The organism is Bradyrhizobium sp. USDA 4369 (assembly GCF_054056435.1).
This window is the reverse complement of sequence record NZ_JBSRYH010000001.1, coordinates 4,691,603-4,712,057: the sequence shown is the minus strand read 5'-3', so window position 1 is coordinate 4,712,057 and position 20,455 is coordinate 4,691,603. Positions and strand designations below refer to the sequence as shown.

Genomic DNA, 20,455 nt, shown 5'->3' with positions numbered 1-20,455 from the left:
TCGCATGGCCGCAAGGCGTCAGAAGCACCTCACCTCGGCTTCGGCCTGGGCACGGCGGAGATCGTTGAGCGCGTTGGCTGCCTGCTCAGAGGTGCGGAACTGGGTGCCAAGAGTGCTGTGCACCTGGGACATGCTGAGAACGGTCTCCGCGGTGACATAGCGCTCATAGGGAATGATCGACGCGATCACGTCGATAGAACAGGAGCACTGCGTGATCGATTGGCGGGATTCGCCATTGGCCTTCATGCAGCCGAACACATATTCGGCGCGCGCGGAGGTCGGATAGTCGTTGAGCTCGTCGGCGCGCGCCGGCCCGCTCACGCCAATCCACGCAAGACAAACGGCGACAATCGGTCCTACCTGAACAGCATAACGCATCACAGTCCTCCGCAGCATGGCAACCAAAGCTATGCTAAGGAAACCAGACTGAAAAGAACACATCTCGAGGAAATGCAGACGGGCTCATGAGGCGGATCAATCAATTGCGGATCAGTCATTTGTTGATCGCATTACTTGCCTGCGTCGGGCTGCAGGTCTCCGCAGGCTGCGCCACCGAGACCGTCAAGGTTGCAGTGCAAAAGACCGGAACCTTTGCCTGGGAGCTGGCCGTCATCCGAGCCCATCAACTGGACAAGCAGGCCGACATTTCGATCGATGCCGTGGAGCTTGCAAGTCCCGAAGCCGGCAAGATCGCGTTACGCGCCGGCAATGCCGACATCATGGTATCGGACTGGTTATGGGTGTCACGCGAGCGCGCACTCGGCGCGAAGCTGACCTTCACGCCCTATTCGAGTGCGCTCGGCGCCGTGATGGTACCGGCGAACTCGCCGATCAAGAATTTGTCCGATCTCAAGGGGCGCAAGCTGGCGGTGGCCGGCGGTCCGCTCGACAAGAGCTGGCTGTTGCTGCAGGCCACTCTCAAACGTGATGGCATCGATCTGAAGTCGCAGACCACGATCAGCTATGGCGCACCACCGCTGCTGGCCGCCAAACTGGCAGACGGCGAGATGGATGCGGGCTTGAACTACTGGAATTTCTGCGCCGCGCTGGAAGCCAAGGGCTTCCGCCGTCTGACCGGCGTCGAGGATCTCCTGGCTCCGTTCGGCGCCAAGGGCCGCACGGCCATGATCGGCTACGTCTTTGACGAGGACTGGGCCGGCAAGCATCGCGATCTCGTGGCCCGCTTCCTCTCCGTCACCACCAAGGCCAAGGAGATCCTGGCGGCGTCCGATGCCGACTGGCAGACGATCGCGCCGCTGACCGGCGCGCCTGATGAGACCACCTTGCGCGTCTATCGCGACCGCTACCGCGAAGGCATTCCACGCCGCCCCGTGGCCGACGAAGAGGCCGATGCCCGCATCCTCTATGGGGTGCTCGCCTCGATCGGCGGACGCGACCTGGTCGGCCCTTCTCCCGAGCTTAGTCCCGGCACCTATTACAGGGCGGATGCGAGGGATTAGTGCTGCGGCTGTTGTCTTTTGCGCTTCTGCTGGCCACCTGGTGGATCGCCGCCGCCATAGCAGGCAGCGTCAAGCTGCCATCGCCATCGGCCGTGCTGGCGGTCGCGATCGCAGAAGCGCAGTCCGGCGCCTTGTTGCTGCATCTCGGCGCCACGCTGGCCCGCGTCACCCTCGCCTTCACGCTGTCGATGGCGATCGGATCGGCGATCGGCTACTGGATGGGGCGCAGCCGGCTCGCCAACCGGCTCGGCGATCCCTGGCTGATCCTGCTGCTCAACCTGCCCGCCCTGGTGGTCATCGTGCTCGCTTACATTTGGGCGGGGCTGACCGAGGTCGCCGCCATCGCGGCGATCGCGATCAACAAGCTGCCGACCGCCGTGGTGACCTTGCGCGAGGGCGCCCGCGCGCTCGATCCAGCGCTCGATGAAATGGCCAAGGTCTTCGCCTTTCCGCGCGGCCGCATTCTGCGCCATGTCCTGCTGCCGCAGCTCGCCCCCTACATCGCGGCGGCGGCGCGCTCCGGCCTGTCGCTGGTGTGGAAGATCGTGCTGGTTGCCGAGCTGCTCGGACGGCCCAATGGCATCGGCTTCGAGATCGGCGTCGCGTTCCAGCTGTTCGACATTCCGCTGCTGCTCGCCTACTCCCTGAGCTTTGCCGCTGTAGTGCTGGTGATCGAAGCTGTCATTGTCCAGCCGTTTGAGCGGCGCGCATCAAGGTGGCGGCTCCGTGCAGCTTGATGTCGATATCAGCGCGAAGAGCTACACCAGCGCCAATGGCAAACGGCAGCAGGTGATCGCCGGAATGACGTTCACGCTGCGACGCGGCGAGGTCGGGGTCGTGGTCGGCCCATCCGGCTGCGGCAAGAGCACGATGCTGCGGATCCTCGCGGGCCTCGATTCCGATTATCAGGGCAAGGTATCGCAACCCGCCGGTGCGCGGCTCGCGATGGTGTTCCAGGAGCCTCGGCTGCTGCCGTGGCGATCGGTGGAGGACAATATCCGGCTGGCGGCGCCTGACGTTGCGGAGGACAGGCTGTCTGCCATCTTCGCAGTGCTCGAACTCGAGGGGCATCGCAGCCATTTTCCCGGCGAGCTGTCGCTCGGCCTCGCACGCCGGGCCGCGCTGGCACGGGCGTTCGCGGTCGAGCCGGATTTCCTGATTCTCGATGAGCCGCTGGCCTCGCTTGACGATGCCCTCGCCGCGCGGCTGCGCGAGGAAATTGCGACATTGGTGGCCTCGCGGCCGATGATCACGCTGCTGGTCACGCACAGCATGGATGATGCGGTACGGCTTGGGGATCGAATCTTCCTGCTGTCCTCACGACCGGCCCGGCTGCTCCACACGGTCCCGATCGCCGTGCCACGTGCGCAGCGCAGCAACGAACTCATTGCCGCGATCAAGGCCGATCTGGCGCGATTGGATTTTTCCGTGTCATAGTCATGGCAATGATCGCCATCGACCAGGGAAAACGCCATGAGAGCCGCAACTGCCGTCACGGCAATCACCATTCTGTCGAGCCTGCCGGTCGCGGTGCTCGCGCAGAGCAAGGGCATCCGGCTGTGGAATCTGACGACAGCAACGATGACCGGCTTCCAGCTTTCACCCGCGGGCGAGAACAAGTGGGGGCCGAATCAGACGCTGAACGACAAGGACAAGGAACTCGATCACGACGAGCGGCTGAAGCTGACCGGGGTCGAGCCGGGCCGCTATGATGCCAAGGTCAGCTATGCCGGCGACCGCCAATGCATCGTACGCGGCCTCGACATCAAAGCCGAAGCCGTGATCTCGGTGGCCGACAAGGACTTGAAGGAGTGCACGAAGTAGGCAGGCAACGCGCGAGCCGGCGTCAGGCCTTGTCGTTGCTGTGCGGGTACTCGCAGCGCCAGCGCACCGCGGTCCATTTCGGGTGTTCGCCGATCCATTGCGCGATATAGGGCGGCGCCTTCATCGCACATTGCTGCAGGGATGCGCCGCCGTCGGCGAAATGGAGATGTTGCTCTTCGCATGTCGTCGGCGAGAGCACCGCGCAGACGGTAATCACGAGATCTATCGGGCTCATGGCTCGGTCCTTCGATAAGCCTGATGCACACTACCTCAAAATACGACATCCGGCCGCATCGGTTTCTCTTTGCGCCACAATTTGTCGAGGGAACCGCGGCAGAAGCGACCTTCAAGCGGCGGATCCGGTCCCGGCGCTTGATCCGGGCGTGCGGATCGGCTGCAATGGCGACGGTCGATCGACCTCAAGAAACGATTTTGGAGGAAGCAGATGCCCAAGGTTCTCGTGCTCTACAAGACCCCGAAGAGCGCCGAAGCATTCGACAAGCACTACATGAATGTCCACGTACCGCTGGCGAAAAAGATTCCTGGCCTCAAGACCTACGACATCAGCCGCGGCCCGGTGAATGGACCGGCGGGAGCCACCAACATTCACCTCGTGGCGACGCTGACATTCGATTCGATGCAGGCGTTGCAGGCGGGCATGGGCTCCGCCGAGGGAAAGGCTGCCGCGGGAGATCTGCCTAATTTCGCCGATGGCGGCGTCGACCTTTACATCTTCGACACCCAAGACGTTTAGGCGAACCGAACAGGACATTTGGGCGAACGGAGATCGTCTGGGCGCTGGGCCGTTGATTGTTCTTCGGTCCAGATGCCCGTCCCAGCGGACCGGAGGAGGAGTTCAAAACTGCTGGGCCGGTCTCATGAACAGTCCCAGACCGCTGAGAGAGCTACAAGCCTGAGCAAACACAGGCCGAGTCCTTCACAAATTAAAGCAACAACAAACCAAGCCAATAACAGACCAAGGAAATCACGGATCCGCCAAGCCAGTCCGAAAGGGATACCACGTCCGGTGGCTTGGCGGGTCGCTAATCGTTACTTGCGCGCCGCGCAAGCATACATGTTGATCTCCATGCCAACGGGCACTTCGACGATCTTCGGGGTCTTCCAGGCCATTTCAAACTCCCAAGTTCAGACTGTCATTGACTGGCGCCTTGCTCGCGCCGGCGATTAAGCTAGGGTCGGGCCTGTCGGAACGCAAGGCGCCTGCAATCACAAGTCCTGAGCATATAAATCGACAGGCATCTTACTCGCCTCGTAGTTGTCTCGACATTGCCGGACAGCCGACATCGTGCCGGATTGTGGGCCGAAACGTGGTCGTACACGTCAAACATCGCAGTCACGCACAGCCATTCCGGGTTTCTACCGCCTGCGCGCGATATGCATTTCAGGGATCGAGCGGCGCCCCGGTTCAAGGCGCCGATCCCACGCTTGCTTCACCTGCCGCAGACGGCGGACCCCTCTCCTCCTCTCATGCCCCTCCTGGCTGCACGTAACAGAACACGTAACGATTGCGACTGAGGAAGATGATGCCGTGACCGGTCGGATTGCCCTTATCCCACTTCAATTTGTGGGCAGGGACTTCGATTTCGGTCCCGATATCGATGTGCGGTCGACCACGCGGCTCATCCGGACGGTCATCGGTGATGGTCACGTAGGTCTTGCCGTCACGCACATGGATCTCATCGGCGAAGTAGGCATCGGCTTCGCCACAACACGAGGCTGTCGGCACATCCGGTTGCATCAAAGCCTCGTACCACTGACGTAACGCGGGATCGACGGCTCCCCATTGGCCGAGATCACGTGCACTCGCACTCACCCAAAGGCACCAAAGCATTCCGAGCCAAAGGATGGTTCGTCTCATCCGCCTACTCCTCTGTTGCCCCGGCAGCGGTCAAGAAGCAATGTTCATGCCGCAGCGCAGCATCAGAGAGGTGCCAAGATGCAGCAATGTATTTGGTTGGACAAACAGCGGGTTACCTACGTCTTCCGGAGAGGATGAGGAGTGTTTCCCGATCTCTCGATGGCTACTGCCCACCTTTTCATATTGACGCTTCCCGATTTCGAGGGGAGTGTTGTTCCCGCAGCGTCAGAATAGGCGCGCATCAAAAATCTTGGAGGAAATGAATGAAGCGGATCGCGCTGGCCGCAGGCCTCGCCATCTTTGCATCACATGGTGCAAGCGCGCAGAGTGCCGATCAGTTGGTCAAGGGTGCCACTGATACGGCAAATGTCCTGAACTACGGGATGGGTTACAATCTGCAGCGGTTCAGCCCGCTCACGCAGATCAACAAAGACAACGCGAAGAACCTGGTTCCGGTGTGGAATTACAGCTTCGCCGATGACCGCAGCGAGGAGTCGCAGCCGCTCGTTTATCAGGGCGTGCTCTACGTCACGACTCACAACGCCACGATGGCCGTCGACGCCAAGACCGGCAAGCAGATCTGGAAGAGCAAGATCGATTATCCCGCCGAGACGCCGCGCGTCGTGTGCTGCGGCATCATCAACCGCGGTGCCGCCCTTTTCGACGGCAAGATCTTCCGCACAACGCTCGATGCCAATGTGATCGCGCTCGATGCCAAGACCGGCAAGGAGCTGTGGCGCCAGAAGGCCGCCGACATCAAGGAAGGCTATTCGATGACCGTGGCGCCGCTGGTGGCGGACGGCGTCGTGATCACGGGTATCTCCGGTGCCGAGTTCGGGACCCGCGGCTTCATCGATGGCTGGGATCCCGCCACGGGCAAGCATTTGTGGCGCACCCACACCGTTCCTACTCCGGACGAGCCCGGCGGCGACACCTGGAAGGGCGACACCTGGAAACTGGGCGGCGGCTCAACCTGGATCACCGGCTCATACGATCCCGAGCAGAACACCGTGTTCTGGGGCGTCGGCAACCCCGGCCCGTTCAACGCGGCGGTGCGGCCCGGCGACAATCTCTACACCTGCTCGGTGCTCGCGCTCGACCCCAAGACCGGGAAGATGAAGTGGCACTTCCAGTTCTCGCCGAACAATCCGTTCGATTATGACGCGGTCGCGGAGATGGTGCTCGCCGACATGAACGTCGAGGGCAAGCCGACCAAGGTACTGATGAATGCCAACCGCAACGGCTTCTTCTACGTGCTTGATCGCTCCAACGGCAAGCTGCTGGCTGCCAACCCCTATGTGAAAGTCAACTGGGCCTCCAGCATCGACCTGAAGACCGGCAAGCCGGTCGAGACCGATGTCACGCGTGATGCGCGCGAGGGCAAGAAGGTCACGGTCTATCCGTCGATCCTTGGCGGCAAGAACTGGCAGCCGATGTCGTTCAATCCGCAGACCGGATTGGCTTACGCCAACACCCTCGTCTTCGGCGGCCACTACAAGACCGAGCCTGCCACCTACAAGGCCGGCGAGTGGTATCTCGGCATGGATCTGACCGATCTTTGGGATTGGCCGGAAGGTCCGCGCGGCCAGCTCAAGGCCATCGATCCCATGACCGGCAAGACCAAATGGGAGCAGCCGAGCGACATTCCGCGCTTCTCGGGCGTGCTGTCGACGGCAGGCGGGGTCGTGTTCTCGGGCAAGCTGACGGGCGAGTTCGAGGCCTTTGATGCCGACAGCGGCAAGAAGCTGTGGCAGTTCCAAACCGGTTCGGGCATCGAGGGGCAGCCTGTCACCTGGCAGCAGGATGGCGTTCAGTACGTCGCCGTCACCTCCGGCTATGGCGGTGTCTATTCCCTGTTCTCCGGCGACGAGCGACTGGCCAATGTGCCGGCGGGCGGCTCGCTGTGGGTTTTCGCGGTCAAGAACTGAGTTTGGACGCCCGTGAGACAGAACATGTTCATGAGAACGGCGGCGACCTTCGCCGCCGTCGTGGCGACCTCGACCATCCTCTCGACCGCCGCCCTCGCCCAACAGGATGACAATGCTGCACACGGCCAAGTGGACCTCGGCAAGACGACATTCGCGCAGAAATGTTCGCATTGCCATGGCCCGAACATGGTGAACTCCGGCACGGTCACACCGGACTTGCGCCGGTTTCCTGACGACCAGCCGCGCTTCGTGACCACCGTGAAGCAAGGCAAGAACGGCCGCATGCCGCCATGGGGTGACATTCTCAGCGATGATGAGATCACCGCTTTGTGGGCCTATGTTTCGAGCCGGAGAGCGCAATGAAGCGCCGTCTCGCTTGTTGGGTTGCCGCCTGCATGATTTCAACAATGTCGACAGCGGCTTCGGCCGTTGACGACGTGCTGCGCATCTGTCTGGACGAAAATCTTCCACCGCTCTCGGCGCATCATCGCGGTCAGCCAGGCCGCGGTTTCGACATTCTCCTGGGGCAGAAGATCGCTGAACGTCTCGGCAAGAAGCTCGAGATCCAATGGTTCGAAAGCAAGCTCGACGAGGATTCCAGTCCGGCTCTGGAAGCCAATGCACTGCTTTCGGACGGCAGATGCGCGCTGCTCGGCAGCTATGCTTTCACCCAGGATGGGCTGGTCCAACCCGGCGTCAAAACGGCCAAGCTGCCGGATTTCGATGGTGCGACGCGTGACGATCGCCGGCGCCGCATCCCGCTGGGCGCCTTGATACCGAGCAAGCCCTATCTATTCTCCACACTGACGGTCGTTCTCGGACCTGCGGCAGCACAGCGCCGAATCAACGACATTGGAGATCTCGCTGGGCTGCGCCTCGGAATCGAGAGCGGCACATTGGCTGACGCGATCCTGATGACGTTCGACAAAGGACGGTTGATCGAGGACATCACCCATCTGATTCCGACGCGGGATGATTTGTTGGGGGCACTTGAACAGGGCAAGTTCGACGCAACGCTGATCGACAGTCGGCGCTTCGATGCCCATCGGGCCGCTCATCCCGAGACGAAGCTCGCCGGATCCGGCTACAACTATCCAATCGGCGTCAACCGCGGCTATGTCGCGCTGTCCGGTTCGTCAGATCTGCTGACAGCTGTAAACAAAGTATTGTCGGACCTCGAAGCCGCCGGAACTCTGGCCGATCTCGGTCGGTCAGCAGGATTGACCTACCTGCCCGCGCGCGAGCCGATCGTTCTCGGCGATACATTCCAAAAAATCATCCGGAGCGGGGCGCGCTGAAGCGCGTCGCGCCTGGACGCTCAACGCGCTGCCGTCTTGTGAACCGATGACGGCACGACGCCGAAATATTTGCGGAACACGCGGCTGAAATGGGACGAGCTCGAAAAGCCCCATGAGAACGCAACATCAGTGATGGTCTTGCCGCTCTGCGTTTCCAGCTCCTGCCGGCAATGTTGCAGCCGGGCTCGCCAGATGTAATCGCTGACCGTCATGCCGCGATCGCTGAAGACCATATGAAGGTAACGCTTGGTACAACCAAGAGCTGCTGAAATCTGGTCGATGCAAAGATCCGGATCGCGCAGATGCTCGCGAATGAAGGCTTGCGCCCGGATGTAAACGGCCTCGGGCCCCGCACGGTCCAACATCCGATCGGCTTCCCGCAACGGCAACAACAACAGATCGATGAGCGATTCAGCGACGCTGGCCGCCGAGTTGGGCGACAGCCGAGTCGCCTCGTCAAAAGCGGCATGCGTCACGTCATGCGCGATCCGGCCCGTTCCGCTGCGCGCCGACAATTTGTACGCGGGCATCTTTTCAGACCGGAAGCCGCGCTCCTGCAGCAACTCCTTCGGCACGATGACGACATCGTGGCGCGTCAGCGCGGGGCTGACGATCGTGTGCGGCGACGAGACATCATAGGCAAGACAGTCGCCCGGTCCGATCTCGATCTGCCGGCCATCCTGCTCGAAATAGGAGACGCCATAGGTCTGGAACAGGATCTTGATGTAGGGATGTGCCGTATCTCGCGCTCGCGCATAGGTATGTGCGATGCGGTGCTGGCTGGCCTCGATCTGACAGAGTTTCAGGCGCGAGACGGTGGTGAAATTGATGCGGCCTTCGAATGACGCCCCCTCCAACGGGTCGATATCGAAACGTCCGCAAAGATCGGTCAGTGCATCTGACCAACGTTGGATCTGGCTCTTCGGCGAGAACCCCGAAGTACTAAGCGAGCGGATCGTATCGGACATATTCATCCACCGATTCATGAGCGAAACGCAACGGGTCCGCCGCAGGACGGCAGACGAGATTGCAGCCAGATTACTCCCATTTTAAGGCCGCGCGAGCGTGCGCGGCAAATCGGTTCCAAAGATGTCCCCGGTGATCCTCCGCCTTCGTGTCTGCAAGGTCAAGGGAAACATCAACCCTCGGTGGAACAACGGTGCTGCAAATTGATGCTACGCAACAAGAATGGGCCTCATGTTGCGGGCCAGCAAAGCAAAATCTCCTTCAAAATCTTCTGTTGGCTTCACTCTTGAGCAAGCGCTTTTCTCTATTGGGCAAGTTTCCCGATCCGGAAGGGGATAATCAATGATGCCGAAAACGAATACTGGGCCGCGCAATGCGGAACCTCAGTTGAACCCGGGAGGAAAGACGATGCGAAAGGTACTACTCGCAACTTGTCTGACGTCAGTCGCGGCGCTTGCCGCGGGTGGCGCATGGGCCAGCGAAGAGCTGGTCAAGATGTCGGCCAACCCGAAGGACTGGGTGATGCCGGCAGGAGACTACGCCAATACGCGTTACTCCAAGCTCAACCAGATCACCGCCCAGAACGTCGGCAAGCTGCAGGTCGCGTGGACCTTCTCCACCGGCGTGCTGCGTGGCCACGAAGGCGGCCCGCTCATCGTGGGCAACATGATGTATGTGCATACGCCCGTTCCCGAACAAGGTGTATGCCATCGATCTGGCGCAGGACAACAAGATCGTCTGGCGGTACGAGCCGAAGCAGGATCCGAACGTCATTCCGGTGATGTGCTGCGATACGGTCAATCGCGGCGTCGCCTATGGTGACGGCAAGATCTTCCTGCACCAGGCCGACGACAAGCTGGTGGCGATCGACGCCAAGACCGGCCAGCACGTCTGGACCGCCATCAACGGCGATCCGAGCAAGGGCCAGACCGGCACCTCCGCGCCGCTCGTCGTCAAGGACAAGGTCCTGGTCGGCACCTCCGGCGGTGAGTTCGGCGTCCAGTGCAGCATGACCGCTTACGACATCAAGAGCGGCAAGCAGGTCTGGAAAGCCTACTCCGAAGGTCCGGATGACCAGATCCTGTTCGATGCCAACACCACCGCGCTCGGCAAGCCGGTGGGCAAGGACTCGAGCCTGAAGACCTGGCAGGGCGATCAGTGGAAGACCGGCGGCGGCTGCACCTGGGGCTGGATCTCCTATGATCCGCAGCTCGACATGGTGTATTACGGCTCGGGCAACCCGTCGACCTGGAATCCGAAGCAGCGTCCCGGTGACAACAAGTGGTCGATGACGATCTTCGCGCGTGCGGCCGATACCGGCGTGGCGAAGTGGGTCTATCAGATGACGCCCCACGATGAGTGGGACTATGACGGCGTCAACGAGATGATCCTGTCGGACCAGGCGATCAACGGCCAGCCGCGCAAGCTCCTGACCCACTTCGATCGTAACGGCCTCGCCTACACCCTCGATCGCACCAATGGCGAGTTGCTGGTCGCCGAGAAGTACGACCCGAAGGTGAACTGGACCACCGGCGTCGACATGGACAAGAACTCTGCGACCTACGGACGTCCGAAGGTGGTCGATCAATACTCGACCGACAAGCAGGGCGAAGACGTCAACACCAAGGGCATCTGCCCCGCCGCGCTCGGCACCAAGGACGAACAGCCCGCCGCCTACTCTCCGGACACGCAGCTGTTCTATGTGCCGACCAACCACGTCTGCATGGACTACGAGCCCTTCAAGGTGAGCTACACCGCAGGTCAGCCCTATGTCGGCGCGACGCTGTCGATGTATCCGCCTCCGGGTGAGAGCCATATGGGCAACTTCATCGCCTGGGACGGCAAGACCGGCAAGATCGCCTGGTCGAACAAGGAGCCGTTCTCGGTCTGGTCGGGTGCGCTCGCAACCGCTGGCGGCGTGGTGTTCTACGGAACGCTGGAAGGCTACCTCAAGGCTGTCGATGCCAAGACGGGCAAGGAACTCTACAAGTTCAAGACTCCGTCCGGCATCATCGGCAACGTCACGACCTATGAGAACGGCGGCAAGCAGTATGTCGCCGTGCTCTCGGGTGTCGGTGGCTGGGCCGGCATCGGTCTTGCGGCGGGCCTGACGGATCCGACCGCCGGTCTCGGTGCGGTCGGTGGCTACGCAGCGCTGAGCAACTACACCGCGCTCGGCGGCACGCTCACCGTGTTCTCGCTCCCGCAACAGTGAGCTGACGGTCTGCTTCCGGCGCATGGACATGTCCATGCGCCGGTTCGCTACCCCCAAAATTAAGGGAAGACGCCCTTGCGTAAGATCTGGTTTGCGGCCGCCACGGCTTTGAGCCTGGCAGCCGGCGGAATGACTGTCGTCGAAAAAGCCTGGGCGGAAGCCCCGGGCGACGCGACGGCCGTGAAGTCCGAAGATGGGAAGTATTTCGATAAGGATGGGAATCCGACCTACAAGGTGACCGCCGACGGATCGGTCGATTGGTACACCTACTCCGGATACCGCCGCTACCACTCCGAATGCCACGTCTGTCACGGGCCCGACGGCATGGGATCGACTTATGCGCCTGCGCTGAAGGATTCGGTCAAGAACATGAGTTATGGCGATTTCCTTGGCGTCGTCGCGAGCGGCCGCAAGAACATCAGCACGGCCCAGGAGAACGTCATGCCCGCGTTCGGCGACAACCCGAACGTGGCCTGCTACATGGACGATCTCTACATCTACCTGCGCGCCCGCAGCAATGACGCGGTGGGTCGCGTTCGCCCGGCCAAGCACGAGGACAAGCCGCCAGCCTATACGGAAGCGGAAAACTCCTGCATGGGCAAGAAATGACTGACGACGGGGTCCGCGAGCTGGGCAGCATCGCGGGCTCAAGAGAATGAAACAGGAGTTTAAGACATGAAGACGCGCGCCGCGGTCGCTTTCGAAGCCAAGAAACCGCTGGAGATCGTCGAGGTTGACCTCGAAGGACCGAAGGCCGGTGAAGTGCTGGTCGAAATCAAGGCGACCGGCATCTGCCACACGGATGCCTATACGCTGGATGGTTTCGACAGCGAAGGCATCTTCCCGTCGATCCTCGGCCATGAGGGCGCCGGCATCGTGCGCGAGGTCGGTCCCGGCGTGACCTCGGTCAAGCCTGGCGATCATGTCATTCCGCTGTACACACCGGAGTGCCGCCAGTGCAAGAGCTGCCTCAGCCGCAAGACCAATCTCTGCACCGCAATTCGCGCGACGCAGGGCAAGGGCTTGATGCCGGACGGCACCTCGCGCTTCAGCTACAAGGGTCAGACCATCTACCATTACATGGGCTGCTCGACCTTCTCCAACTTCACGGTGCTGCCGGAGATTGCGGTGGCGAAGATCCGCGAGGACGCGCCGTTCGACAAGAGCTGCTATATCGGCTGCGGCGTCACCACCGGTGTCGGTGCGGTCGTCAACACGGCGAAGGTGGAGCCGGGCTCGAACGTGATCGTGTTCGGTCTCGGTGGCATCGGCCTCAACGTCATCCAGGGCGCGAAGATGGCGGGTGCCGACAAGATCATCGGCGTCGACCTCAATGACGGCAAGGAAGAATGGGGCCGTCGCTTCGGCATGACCCACTTCGTCAACCCGAAGAAGGTCACCGGCGACATTGTTCAGCATCTGGTCGCGCTCACCGATGGCGGCGCCGACTACACCTTCGACTGCACCGGCAACACCACCGTGATGCGCCAAGCGCTCGAAGCCTGCCACCGCGGCTGGGGCGAATCGATCATCATCGGCGTCGCCGAGGCTGGCAAGGAAATCTCCACCCGCCCATTCCAGCTCGTCACCGGGCGCGTCTGGAAGGGCACTGCGTTCGGCGGCGCGCGTGGGCGCACCGACGTCCCCAAGATCGTCGACTGGTACATGAACGGGAAGATCGAAATCGACCCGATGATCACCCACACGCTCAAGCTCGAAGAGATCAATAAAGGCTTCGACCTGATGCATGAGGGCAAATCGATCCGTTCCGTCGTCGTGTTCTGACCCCAAGCACGCAAACATGAGGAGGATTACGCCATGACTGTCCACATCCATCCATCCGTTGATAACGGCGTCAAACAGGGAAGCGGCCACTTCGCCGGCGGCACGCTGGTCTGCAAGTGCCACGACCGGCCGGTGAAGGTCGCCGTTAAGGGCGACGTCGCCCACAACCACGCCTGCGGCTGCACCAAGTGCTGGAAGCCTTCGGGCGCAACCTTCTCCGTCGTCGCTGTCGTGCCTCGGCAGAACGTCACGGTTCTGGAGAACGGCGACAAGCTCAAGATCGTCGATCCCTCCGCCGTCATCCAGCGCTATGCCTGCACCGGCTGCGGCACGCACATGTACGGGCGGATCGAGAATACGGGTCATCCGTTCTACGGCCTCGACTTCATCCATCCCGAACTGTTCCAGGAGCAGGGTTCGGCAGCGCCGGGCTTTGCCGCCTTCGTCTCGTCGGTGATCGAGTCGGGCGTGAAGCCGGAGCAGATGGGCGAGATTCGGGCTCGGCTGAAGGAACTGGGGCTGGAGCCCTATGACTGCCTGTCGCCGGCTCTCATGGATGCGATTGCCACCCATGTGGCGAAAGCAAAGGCGGCCTGACGGCCGCAACAGACCAAGCGTATGAACTGAAGCGTTCCTTCCTGAAGACTTGGTGCCTCGCCTGCCCCACGCCGGCGAGGCATTTTTTTCTGCCGTCGTTTTGAACCCGCGACCGCGCCTTGCGGCGATACATCGCTTGATGTTCCACGTTTGCATTGCAGCGCGCTGCACACCCTGCCGCCGCCTGCTCTGATAACACACGCGCCTGTGTAGACCGACGCCCATCCCGGTCTGCTATCATGAGTCGTTCTCCGACAATTCTCAATCAAACCGGCGCGCGCAGCAGGGACATGTGGTCCCGCGCGCGTCCACCAGAGATCAGAACTGACGACCATTGGTCCGACAGAGCGAGGGCGAACATGATCAAGGTGAAAATCAATGGGCAGGAGCAGAGCTGGGATGGCGATCCGAGCCTGCCGCTGCTGTGGTATCTGCGCGATGAGCTGGGCCTGACCGGCAGCAAATATGGCTGCGGCCAGGCGCTGTGCGGTGCCTGCACCGTGATGGTCGACAAGGAAGCTGCGCGCGCCTGCATCACTGCGATTTCGGACGTGGCGGGGCGCGAGGTCACGACCATCGAAGGCCTGCATCCGACCGGCGACCATCCGGTGCAGAAGGCGTGGCGACAGGTCAACGTGCCGCAATGCGGCTTCTGCCAGGCCGGGCAGATCATGCAGGCGGCCGCGCTGCTCAACCAGAATCCGAAGCCGTCGCATGACCAGATCAGGGACGCGATGTCCGGCAACATCTGTCGCTGCGGCTGCTATCAGCGCATCGAAAACGCGGTTCATCTTGCCTCGACGGGAGTGTGATCATGACCATCATCGCAAATCCCGACAGCGCAACATCCGCCTCGCGCCGCGGCTTCGAGCGGCATCTGAAGGTCGAGAACGTTTCCCGCCGCGCCATCCTGCAGACGCTGGGCCTGGCCGGCGGCTTCGTGCTCGCCGCCCCCCTGCTGTCGCGGCCGGCCTTCGCCGCCTATGAGACCGGCGCCGGCAAGATGCCGCATGGCACGGTGGTCGATCCCAAGATCTTCGTGTCGATCGCGCCTGACGGCATCGTCTCCATCCTCGCACATCGCTCCGAGATGGGCACCGGCGTGCGCACCAGCCTGCCGCTGATCGTGGCGGAGGAAATGGAGGCCGACTGGACGAAAGTGCGCGTCGTGCAGGCGCCCGGCGACGAAGTGAAGTTCGGCAACCAGGACACCGACGGCTCGCGCAGCACGCGGCATTACCTGCTACCGATGCGCCAGATCGGCGCCATGGCGCGCGCGATGCTCGAAGCCGCCGCCGCCAAGCGGCTCGGCGTGCCCGCAAGCGAGGTGAAGGCCGTCAACCACGAGGTCGTGCACAGCGGCAGCGGCAAGCGCCTCGGCTTCGGAGAACTTGCAGCCGACGCGGCCAATCAGCCGGTCCCCGCCGTCGACAGCGTGCAGCTGAAGTCGCCGAAGGACTTTCGCTATCTCGGCAAGGGTCAGGTCAGCATCGTCGATCTGCACGACATCACCGTCGGCAAGGCGCGTTACGGCGCCGATGTCCGCCTGCCTGGCATGAAATACGCCGTCATCGCCCGGCCGCCGGTGACCGGCGGCAAGGTGAAGTCGTTCGACTCGGCCGATGCCTTGAAGGTCCCTGGCGTCGAACAGGTCCTCGAGGTCAAGGGCTGGCCGTGGCCGTCGAAGTTCCAGCCGCTCGGCGGCGTCGCTGTGATCGCGCGCAACACCGGGGCTGCGATCAAGGGCCGCGACGCGCTCAAAGTGGAGTGGGACGACGGCCCCAATGCGGCCTACGATTCAGTCGCCTATCGCGCCGAGCTTGAATCCGCCGCGCGCCAGCCGGGTCTCGTCGTGCGCCAGGAGGGTGATGTCGAGGCCGCGCTGAAGTCGGCCGACAAAGTCATCACCGGCGAGTACTACCTGCCGCACTTCGCCCATGCCAGCATGGAGCCACCGGTGGCGGTGGCCGACGTCAAGGGCGACAAGGCCGAGATCTGGGCGCCAGTGCAGAGCCCCGGCGGCACCCGCGAGGACGTCGCCAAGACGCTGCAGATTCCGCCGGAGAACGTGACCGTCAACGTCACCTTGCTCGGCGGCGGGTTCGGGCGCAAATCGAAATGCGACTTCGCGCTCGAAGCGGCCCTGCTCTCCAAGACTTTGGGCGTGCCGGTCAAGGTGCAGTGGACGCGTGACGACGACATCCAGCACGACTTCCTGCACACGGTCTCGGTCGAGCGGATCGAGGCCGGGCTCGACAAGAGCGGCAAGGTCGTCGCCTGGCGTCATCGCAGCGTCGCGCCGACGATCCTGTCGACCTTCGCCGCCGGGGCCGACCACGCCGCGCCGTTCGAGCTCGGCATGGGCCTTGTCGACATGCCGTTCGAGATCGCCAACATTCAATGCGAGAACCCGGCCGCCAAGGCGATGACCCGCATCGGCTGGTTCCGCTCGGTCTCGAACATCCCGCGGGCCTTCGCCGTGCAGTCGATGGTCGGCGAGCTCGCGCACGCCACCGGCCGCGACCAGAAGGACATGCTGCTGGAGCTGATCGGCACGCCGCGGGTCGTCAAACTCGCCTCGGTGAAGGATCTCTGGAATTACGGCGAGCCCTATGAGAGCTATCCGATCGATACCGGGCGGCTGCGCCGCGTCGTCGAGTTCGTCGCCGAGAAGGGCAATTGGGGCCGCTCGCTTCCCAAGGGCCATGGCCTCGGCATCGCCGCGCATCGCAGCTTCGTCAGCTACATCGCCACCATCGTGGAGGTGTCGGTCGACGATAAGGGCAAGCTGACGGTGCACCAGGTCGACAGCGCCATCGACTGCGGTACCTTCGTCAATCCCGAGCGCATCCAGTCGCAGCTCGAGGGGGCGGCAATCATGGGGCTCAGCCTCGCCAAATATGGCGAGGTCAGCTTCAAGAACGGCCGGGTGCAGCAGCGCAATTTCGACGACCATCCGGTGGTCCGGATCGACGAGGCGCCGGTGGTCACCAACGTGCACATCGTGCCCGCCGATGCCGACACGCCGCCGAGCGGCGTCGGCGAGCCGGGCGTGCCGCCGTTCGCGCCGGCGCTCGCCAACGCGATCTTTGCCGCCACCGGCAAGCGTCTGCGCGCGCTGCCGATCGGCAATCAGCTCGCCACGTGAGCTGATCGACCTCACAATCTCATCGGCCGGAGCGATCCGGCCGATAATCCCAGCAGTAGAGCCACGAAAGATCAGCGCCCGTAGCGCACCGAGGCATAGCGGCCAATGACGGCGCCGCGCGCCTGTCCCGGCGCACCGGCCACGCCGTGAGGCGTACTGCCGCAATCCTGGCGCAGCGGCCGCGGGGCAGGGTTGTCGGCGCGTGCCGAGGTCGGCCGGGCGTCGACGAGCTTGGTCACCAGCGCGCGCAGTCGCTGGTTCTCGATCTCCAGCTCCTTCAAACGACGCAGGGCAGGACTGCTGAGGCGGCCATAGCGCTGGCGCCAGCGATAGAAGGTGCGCAGCGAGACGCCCGCCGTGCTGCAAATTTCGGCAATCGGCACGCCCGACTCCGCCTCGCCCAGCAGAACCAGAATCTCGTGCGCGGTGTGCTGACAACGTCGCATGCTCAGGCCCCCCTGCGCTGCCGTTGGCGGCATTCTCGCATGGATTCCATGAGCTTGATAGGCGCCCCGCGCATCCGCCTCGCGACCGCCCGACGTGTCCGCGCGTCGCGACGGCGACGAGGCGGGACAGCATGAGCTCGTCGCGCCCCGACAGCGGCTCCATGACCATTGGCAAAATTGACACGAGCGAAGGGAACCGAGCTGATCTGCCGGGACGCTGAGCAAGGCTGAACAGTTTTTGGCATTGCCGGCCGCGACATCCTGCCTTGAAATCGCAGCGCAGACCCGCGCCCCACGGAGGCAGCCCATGTCCAGACGCCACGAAATTCCCGCCACGCATGAGAGCATGGTGTGGGGCTATTTCGACAGCACGACGCCACCGGTGCTCGAAATCGCCTCCGGCGACACCGTGACGCTGCACTCCTTTCCGGCCGGTGGCAAGGAGACCCTTCCCGAGGACCGCAGCATCGTTCCCCCCGCCTATCTCACCGCGCTCGACACCCTGATCCAGGGGCCGGGCCCGCATTTCATCACCGGCCCCGTCCATGTGAAGGGTGCGCAGCCCGGTGATACGCTCCAGGTCGACATCCTCGACGTCAAGGTCAGCCAGGACTGGGGCTTCGTCTCGATTCTGCCTTTGCTCGGCACCCTGCCCGACGAGTTCACCGACTACGAGACGATCCACCCGAAGGTCGATCACGCGCGCCAGGTCTGCATCATGCCCTGGGGCACCGAGATCGCGCTCGATCCGTTCTTCGGCATCATCGCGACCGCGCCGCCGTCGGCCTGGGGGCGATGCGGCTCGCCGGTGCCGCGCAGCTTCGGCGGCAACATGGACAACAAGGAGCTGCGGCCAGGCACGACGCTGTATCTGCCGGTGTTCAACGAGGGCGCATTGTTCTTCGCCGGCGACGGCCATGGCGTGCAGGGCGACGGCGAGGTCTGCATCACCGCGCTCGAGACCGGCGTCACCGGCACCTTCCGGCTCACCGTGCGCAAGGACATGGACATCACCTGGCCCTTCGCCGAGAACGCGACGCACCTAATGTCGATCGGCCTCGACGAGGATCTCGACGACGCCGCCAAGCAGGCGGTGCGCGAGATGGTCAAGCATGTCTGCGCCCGCACCAACCTGTCGCGCAATCAGGCCTATATGCTGTGCTCGCTGGCCGGCAATCTGCGCGTGACCCAACTGGTCGACGGCAACAAGGGCATCCACATGCTGCTGCCGAAGGCCTATCTCTAGTCCCTCCTCTACCGGTCGATGAAGCGGTCGTGCGCGGTCAGCACGACCTGCCCGTTGGCATCGACCGCCTCGAAGGTGACGTCGACCTCGCGCGGCTCGGGCATGGTCAGCGTCACGCGCAGGGTCTCGGAGCCGTCAGGCTCGACCGTGATCGCATCCGCCGTCGCGTGTCCGACAATCGCGAGCGTCGCATCGACACCGCTGATGCCGAGCGTGAAACTCTGCACGGCCACCGACTTGTTGAGCAGCTTGACCGTGTAGGCGTTGCGCACCGACCCATCCGACAGCCGCACCGACATCGGATCGCGATCGTGCTGCACCGAGAGCACGGCGGTGGTCTTGGTCACGAACGACACCGCGATGATGCCGGCCAGCGCGACGCAGGCGAGCGCGAGCCCGACCGTCTTCGGCCGCAGCAGCCGCGACACACGCGGCTGGCCCGCGCGGCCGCGCTCGATATTGTCCCAGCTTTCGTAGTCGATCAGGCCGCGCGGACGGTCGAGCCTTGCCATCACGCCATCGCAGGCATCGACGCAGAGGCCGCAATTGATGCAGGCGAAATTCGGCCCCTGGCGAATGTCGATGCCGATCGGGCAGACCGCGACGCAGGCGCCGCAATCGACGCAGTCGCCGGCCGGCAGCCCCTGCGAGCGGGCCTCGGCGGCCTTCTTCACCGACATCCGGGTCTCGCCGCGATAGTCGCGGTAATTCACGGTGAAGGCTTCGGGATCCCAGATCGCGCCCTGCAGGCGCGGCCACGGGCACATGAAGGTGCAGACCTGCTCGCGCGCAAAGCCGGCCAGGCCATAGGTCGTGCCGGCGAACACCAGCGTCCAGGTCAGCGCGGTCGGCGACATCTCGCCATGGATGACATCGCGCACCAGCTCCGGCGCGTCGGTGAAGTAGAAGATCAAGGTGCCGCCGGTGCCGAGCGCGATCGCGATCCACAAGGCGTGCTTGGTGGCGATCTGCACGACCCGCTTCGCGCTGAACGGCGCGCCGATATTCTTCAGCCGCTGCCGGCGATCGCCTTCGACCAGCCGCTCGACCAGCAGGAACAGATCGGTCCACACCGTCTGCGGGCAGGCGAAGCCGCACCACAGGCGGCCGGCCAGCGCATTCACCAGGACGAGGATCAACGTCGCCAGCAGCATCGCCGCCGTGATGAGATAGAGATCCTGCGGCCAGATCTCGGCGGGGCCGAGATAGAGCCGGCCATGCGCGAAGTCGAGCAGCACGGCCTGATCCGGCGCATTCGGCCCACGGTTCCAGCGCAGGAACGGCGTGACGTAGTAAACCCCGAGCGTGAGCGCGAGGATCAGCCATTTCAGGCGGCGGATCGGTCCCTTGACGCCCTGCGGAACCACGGGACCGCCCGCCATGCGCGGCGATCGCTGGGGAATACGCGCCTGCGCCTTGGCCCTGCCCTGGACTTGGTCCCGAACCTGGCCTTGGATCTGCCCCTGCGCGGCGCGGCGCGCCCTGGCGTGATCGATCTCGATGGTGATGGCCACGTCTGCCCTCGTTCGCTTGCCTGTTGCAGGCGACGATAGGCGGCGGTGTCCGAAGGCTCTTTGTCGGGCCACAACTTTGCGAACATGTGGCAGCGGCTGTTTGCGCGGGAACAACGATGGCCGGCACGCAACAGGCGATGAGGGGCACG

General features: G+C 63.2%; 21 protein-coding genes and 1 pseudogene. 15 read left to right on the top strand and 7 right to left on the bottom strand.

The window, feature by feature from the left end; all coding sequences use genetic code 11:
* Positions 1-18: 18 nt before the first annotated feature.
* Positions 19-378: a hypothetical protein gene (locus ACVIJ6_RS21175; RefSeq protein ID WP_456774279.1), complete on the bottom strand. Its 360-nt coding sequence runs from the start codon at positions 376-378 to the stop codon at positions 19-21.
* Between the two features lie 86 nt (positions 379-464).
* Between ACVIJ6_RS21175 and ACVIJ6_RS21170 the strand changes: the two genes are divergently transcribed.
* The 4 genes from ACVIJ6_RS21170 to ACVIJ6_RS21155 are packed head-to-tail and all read left to right on the top strand — an operon-like array spanning position 465 to position 3,284.
* Complete coding sequence (locus ACVIJ6_RS21170; protein WP_456774278.1) at positions 465-1,460, top strand: ABC transporter substrate-binding protein; 996 nt, start codon at positions 465-467, stop codon at positions 1,458-1,460.
* On the top strand, positions 1,460-2,197 hold the full coding sequence (locus ACVIJ6_RS21165; protein ID WP_456774277.1) for an ABC transporter permease: 738 nt from the start codon (positions 1,460-1,462) through the stop codon (positions 2,195-2,197). The genes ACVIJ6_RS21170 and ACVIJ6_RS21165 overlap by 1 nt, the downstream gene beginning before the upstream one ends.
* A complete protein-coding gene (locus ACVIJ6_RS21160) occupies positions 2,187-2,897 on the top strand; it encodes an ABC transporter ATP-binding protein (protein ID WP_456774276.1) in 711 nt (236 codons plus the stop codon). The genes ACVIJ6_RS21165 and ACVIJ6_RS21160 overlap by 11 nt, the downstream gene beginning before the upstream one ends.
* Before the next feature lie 36 nt (positions 2,898-2,933).
* Entirely contained in the window at positions 2,934-3,284 is a 351-nt protein-coding gene (locus tag ACVIJ6_RS21155; protein ID WP_456774275.1) for a hypothetical protein, read from the top strand.
* A gap of 22 nt (positions 3,285-3,306) precedes the next feature.
* On the opposite strand, the gene ACVIJ6_RS21150 is transcribed toward ACVIJ6_RS21155, so the two are convergent.
* On the bottom strand, positions 3,307-3,519 hold the full coding sequence (locus tag ACVIJ6_RS21150) for a hypothetical protein (protein ID WP_012045850.1): 213 nt from the start codon (positions 3,517-3,519) through the stop codon (positions 3,307-3,309).
* Positions 3,520-3,729: 210 nt separating this feature from the next.
* Between ACVIJ6_RS21150 and ACVIJ6_RS21145 the strand changes: the two genes are divergently transcribed.
* Entirely contained in the window at positions 3,730-4,038 is a 309-nt protein-coding gene (locus tag ACVIJ6_RS21145; protein WP_012045851.1) for an EthD family reductase, read from the top strand.
* Positions 4,039-4,334: 296 nt separating this feature from the next.
* Here ACVIJ6_RS21145 and pqqA read toward each other — a convergent pair whose 3' ends face one another.
* Positions 4,335-4,415: a pyrroloquinoline quinone precursor peptide PqqA gene (gene pqqA / locus ACVIJ6_RS21140; RefSeq protein ID WP_009031067.1), complete on the bottom strand. Its 81-nt coding sequence runs from the start codon at positions 4,413-4,415 to the stop codon at positions 4,335-4,337.
* 355 nt (positions 4,416-4,770) lie between these two features.
* On the bottom strand, positions 4,771-5,163 hold the full coding sequence (locus tag ACVIJ6_RS21135) for a hypothetical protein (protein WP_456774274.1): 393 nt from the start codon (positions 5,161-5,163) through the stop codon (positions 4,771-4,773).
* 263 nt (positions 5,164-5,426) lie between these two features.
* Here ACVIJ6_RS21135 and ACVIJ6_RS21130 point away from each other — a divergent pair, with 263 nt between their 5' ends.
* Genes ACVIJ6_RS21130 through ACVIJ6_RS21120 form a run of 3 tightly spaced genes read left to right on the top strand, consistent with a single transcriptional unit; the run spans position 5,427 to position 8,389 of the window.
* A complete protein-coding gene (locus ACVIJ6_RS21130) occupies positions 5,427-7,091 on the top strand; it encodes a methanol/ethanol family PQQ-dependent dehydrogenase (protein ID WP_456774273.1) in 1,665 nt (554 codons plus the stop codon).
* Between the two features lie 24 nt (positions 7,092-7,115).
* Positions 7,116-7,454, top strand: a complete 339-nt coding sequence (locus ACVIJ6_RS21125; protein WP_456774272.1) for a c-type cytochrome — start codon at positions 7,116-7,118, stop codon at positions 7,452-7,454.
* Positions 7,451-8,389, top strand: coding sequence for a substrate-binding periplasmic protein (locus tag ACVIJ6_RS21120; RefSeq protein WP_456774271.1), 939 nt, complete (start codon positions 7,451-7,453; stop codon positions 8,387-8,389). Before ACVIJ6_RS21125 ends, ACVIJ6_RS21120 begins: the two co-directional genes overlap by 4 nt.
* Positions 8,390-8,409: 20 nt before the next feature.
* On the opposite strand, the gene ACVIJ6_RS21115 is transcribed toward ACVIJ6_RS21120, so the two are convergent.
* On the bottom strand, positions 8,410-9,357 hold the full coding sequence (locus ACVIJ6_RS21115) for a helix-turn-helix domain-containing protein (protein ID WP_172235756.1): 948 nt from the start codon (positions 9,355-9,357) through the stop codon (positions 8,410-8,412).
* Between the two features lie 406 nt (positions 9,358-9,763).
* Between ACVIJ6_RS21115 and xoxF5 the strand changes: the two are divergent.
* The 6 genes and pseudogenes from xoxF5 (at position 9,764) to ACVIJ6_RS21085 (ending at position 17,100) form a co-directional block, all read left to right on the top strand.
* Positions 9,764-11,570 (top strand): annotated as a pseudogene (gene xoxF5, locus ACVIJ6_RS21110) (lanthanide-dependent methanol dehydrogenase XoxF5).
* A 129-nt stretch (positions 11,571-11,699) separates the two neighbouring features.
* Positions 11,700-12,179 carry a c-type cytochrome, methanol metabolism-related gene (locus ACVIJ6_RS21105; protein WP_012045859.1) on the top strand — a complete coding sequence of 160 codons (480 nt, stop codon included), beginning with the start codon at positions 11,700-11,702 and terminating at the stop codon, positions 12,177-12,179.
* Positions 12,180-12,245: 66 nt separating this feature from the next.
* Positions 12,246-13,355 carry an S-(hydroxymethyl)glutathione dehydrogenase/class III alcohol dehydrogenase gene (locus ACVIJ6_RS21100; protein WP_012045860.1) on the top strand — a complete coding sequence of 370 codons (1,110 nt, stop codon included), beginning with the start codon at positions 12,246-12,248 and terminating at the stop codon, positions 13,353-13,355.
* Between the two features lie 33 nt (positions 13,356-13,388).
* Positions 13,389-13,952, top strand: a complete 564-nt coding sequence (gene gfa / locus ACVIJ6_RS21095) for an S-(hydroxymethyl)glutathione synthase (RefSeq protein ID WP_456774270.1) — start codon at positions 13,389-13,391, stop codon at positions 13,950-13,952.
* Positions 13,953-14,311: 359 nt separating this feature from the next.
* The gene (locus tag ACVIJ6_RS21090) at positions 14,312-14,764 is read left to right on the top strand and encodes a (2Fe-2S)-binding protein (RefSeq protein ID WP_012045862.1); all 453 of its coding nucleotides are present in this window, start codon (positions 14,312-14,314) and stop codon (positions 14,762-14,764) included.
* A gap of 2 nt (positions 14,765-14,766) precedes the next feature.
* Positions 14,767-17,100 (top strand): molybdopterin cofactor-binding domain-containing protein, encoded by a 2,334-nt coding sequence (locus tag ACVIJ6_RS21085; RefSeq protein WP_456774269.1) that lies wholly within the window; start codon positions 14,767-14,769, stop codon positions 17,098-17,100.
* Between the two features lie 71 nt (positions 17,101-17,171).
* Here the strand turns inward: ACVIJ6_RS21085 and ACVIJ6_RS21080 are convergent, their stop codons facing one another.
* The gene (locus ACVIJ6_RS21080) at positions 17,172-17,546 is read right to left on the bottom strand and encodes a transposase (protein ID WP_456774268.1); all 375 of its coding nucleotides are present in this window, start codon (positions 17,544-17,546) and stop codon (positions 17,172-17,174) included.
* A gap of 307 nt (positions 17,547-17,853) precedes the next feature.
* Here ACVIJ6_RS21080 and ACVIJ6_RS21075 point away from each other — a divergent pair, with 307 nt between their 5' ends.
* Positions 17,854-18,792, top strand: coding sequence for an acetamidase/formamidase family protein (locus tag ACVIJ6_RS21075; protein ID WP_456774267.1), 939 nt, complete (start codon positions 17,854-17,856; stop codon positions 18,790-18,792).
* An 8-nt stretch (positions 18,793-18,800) separates the two neighbouring features.
* Here ACVIJ6_RS21075 and ccoG read toward each other — a convergent pair whose 3' ends face one another.
* On the bottom strand, positions 18,801-20,306 hold the full coding sequence (ccoG, locus tag ACVIJ6_RS21070; RefSeq protein WP_456774266.1) for a cytochrome c oxidase accessory protein CcoG: 1,506 nt from the start codon (positions 20,304-20,306) through the stop codon (positions 18,801-18,803).
* Positions 20,307-20,455: the final 149 nt, after the last annotated feature.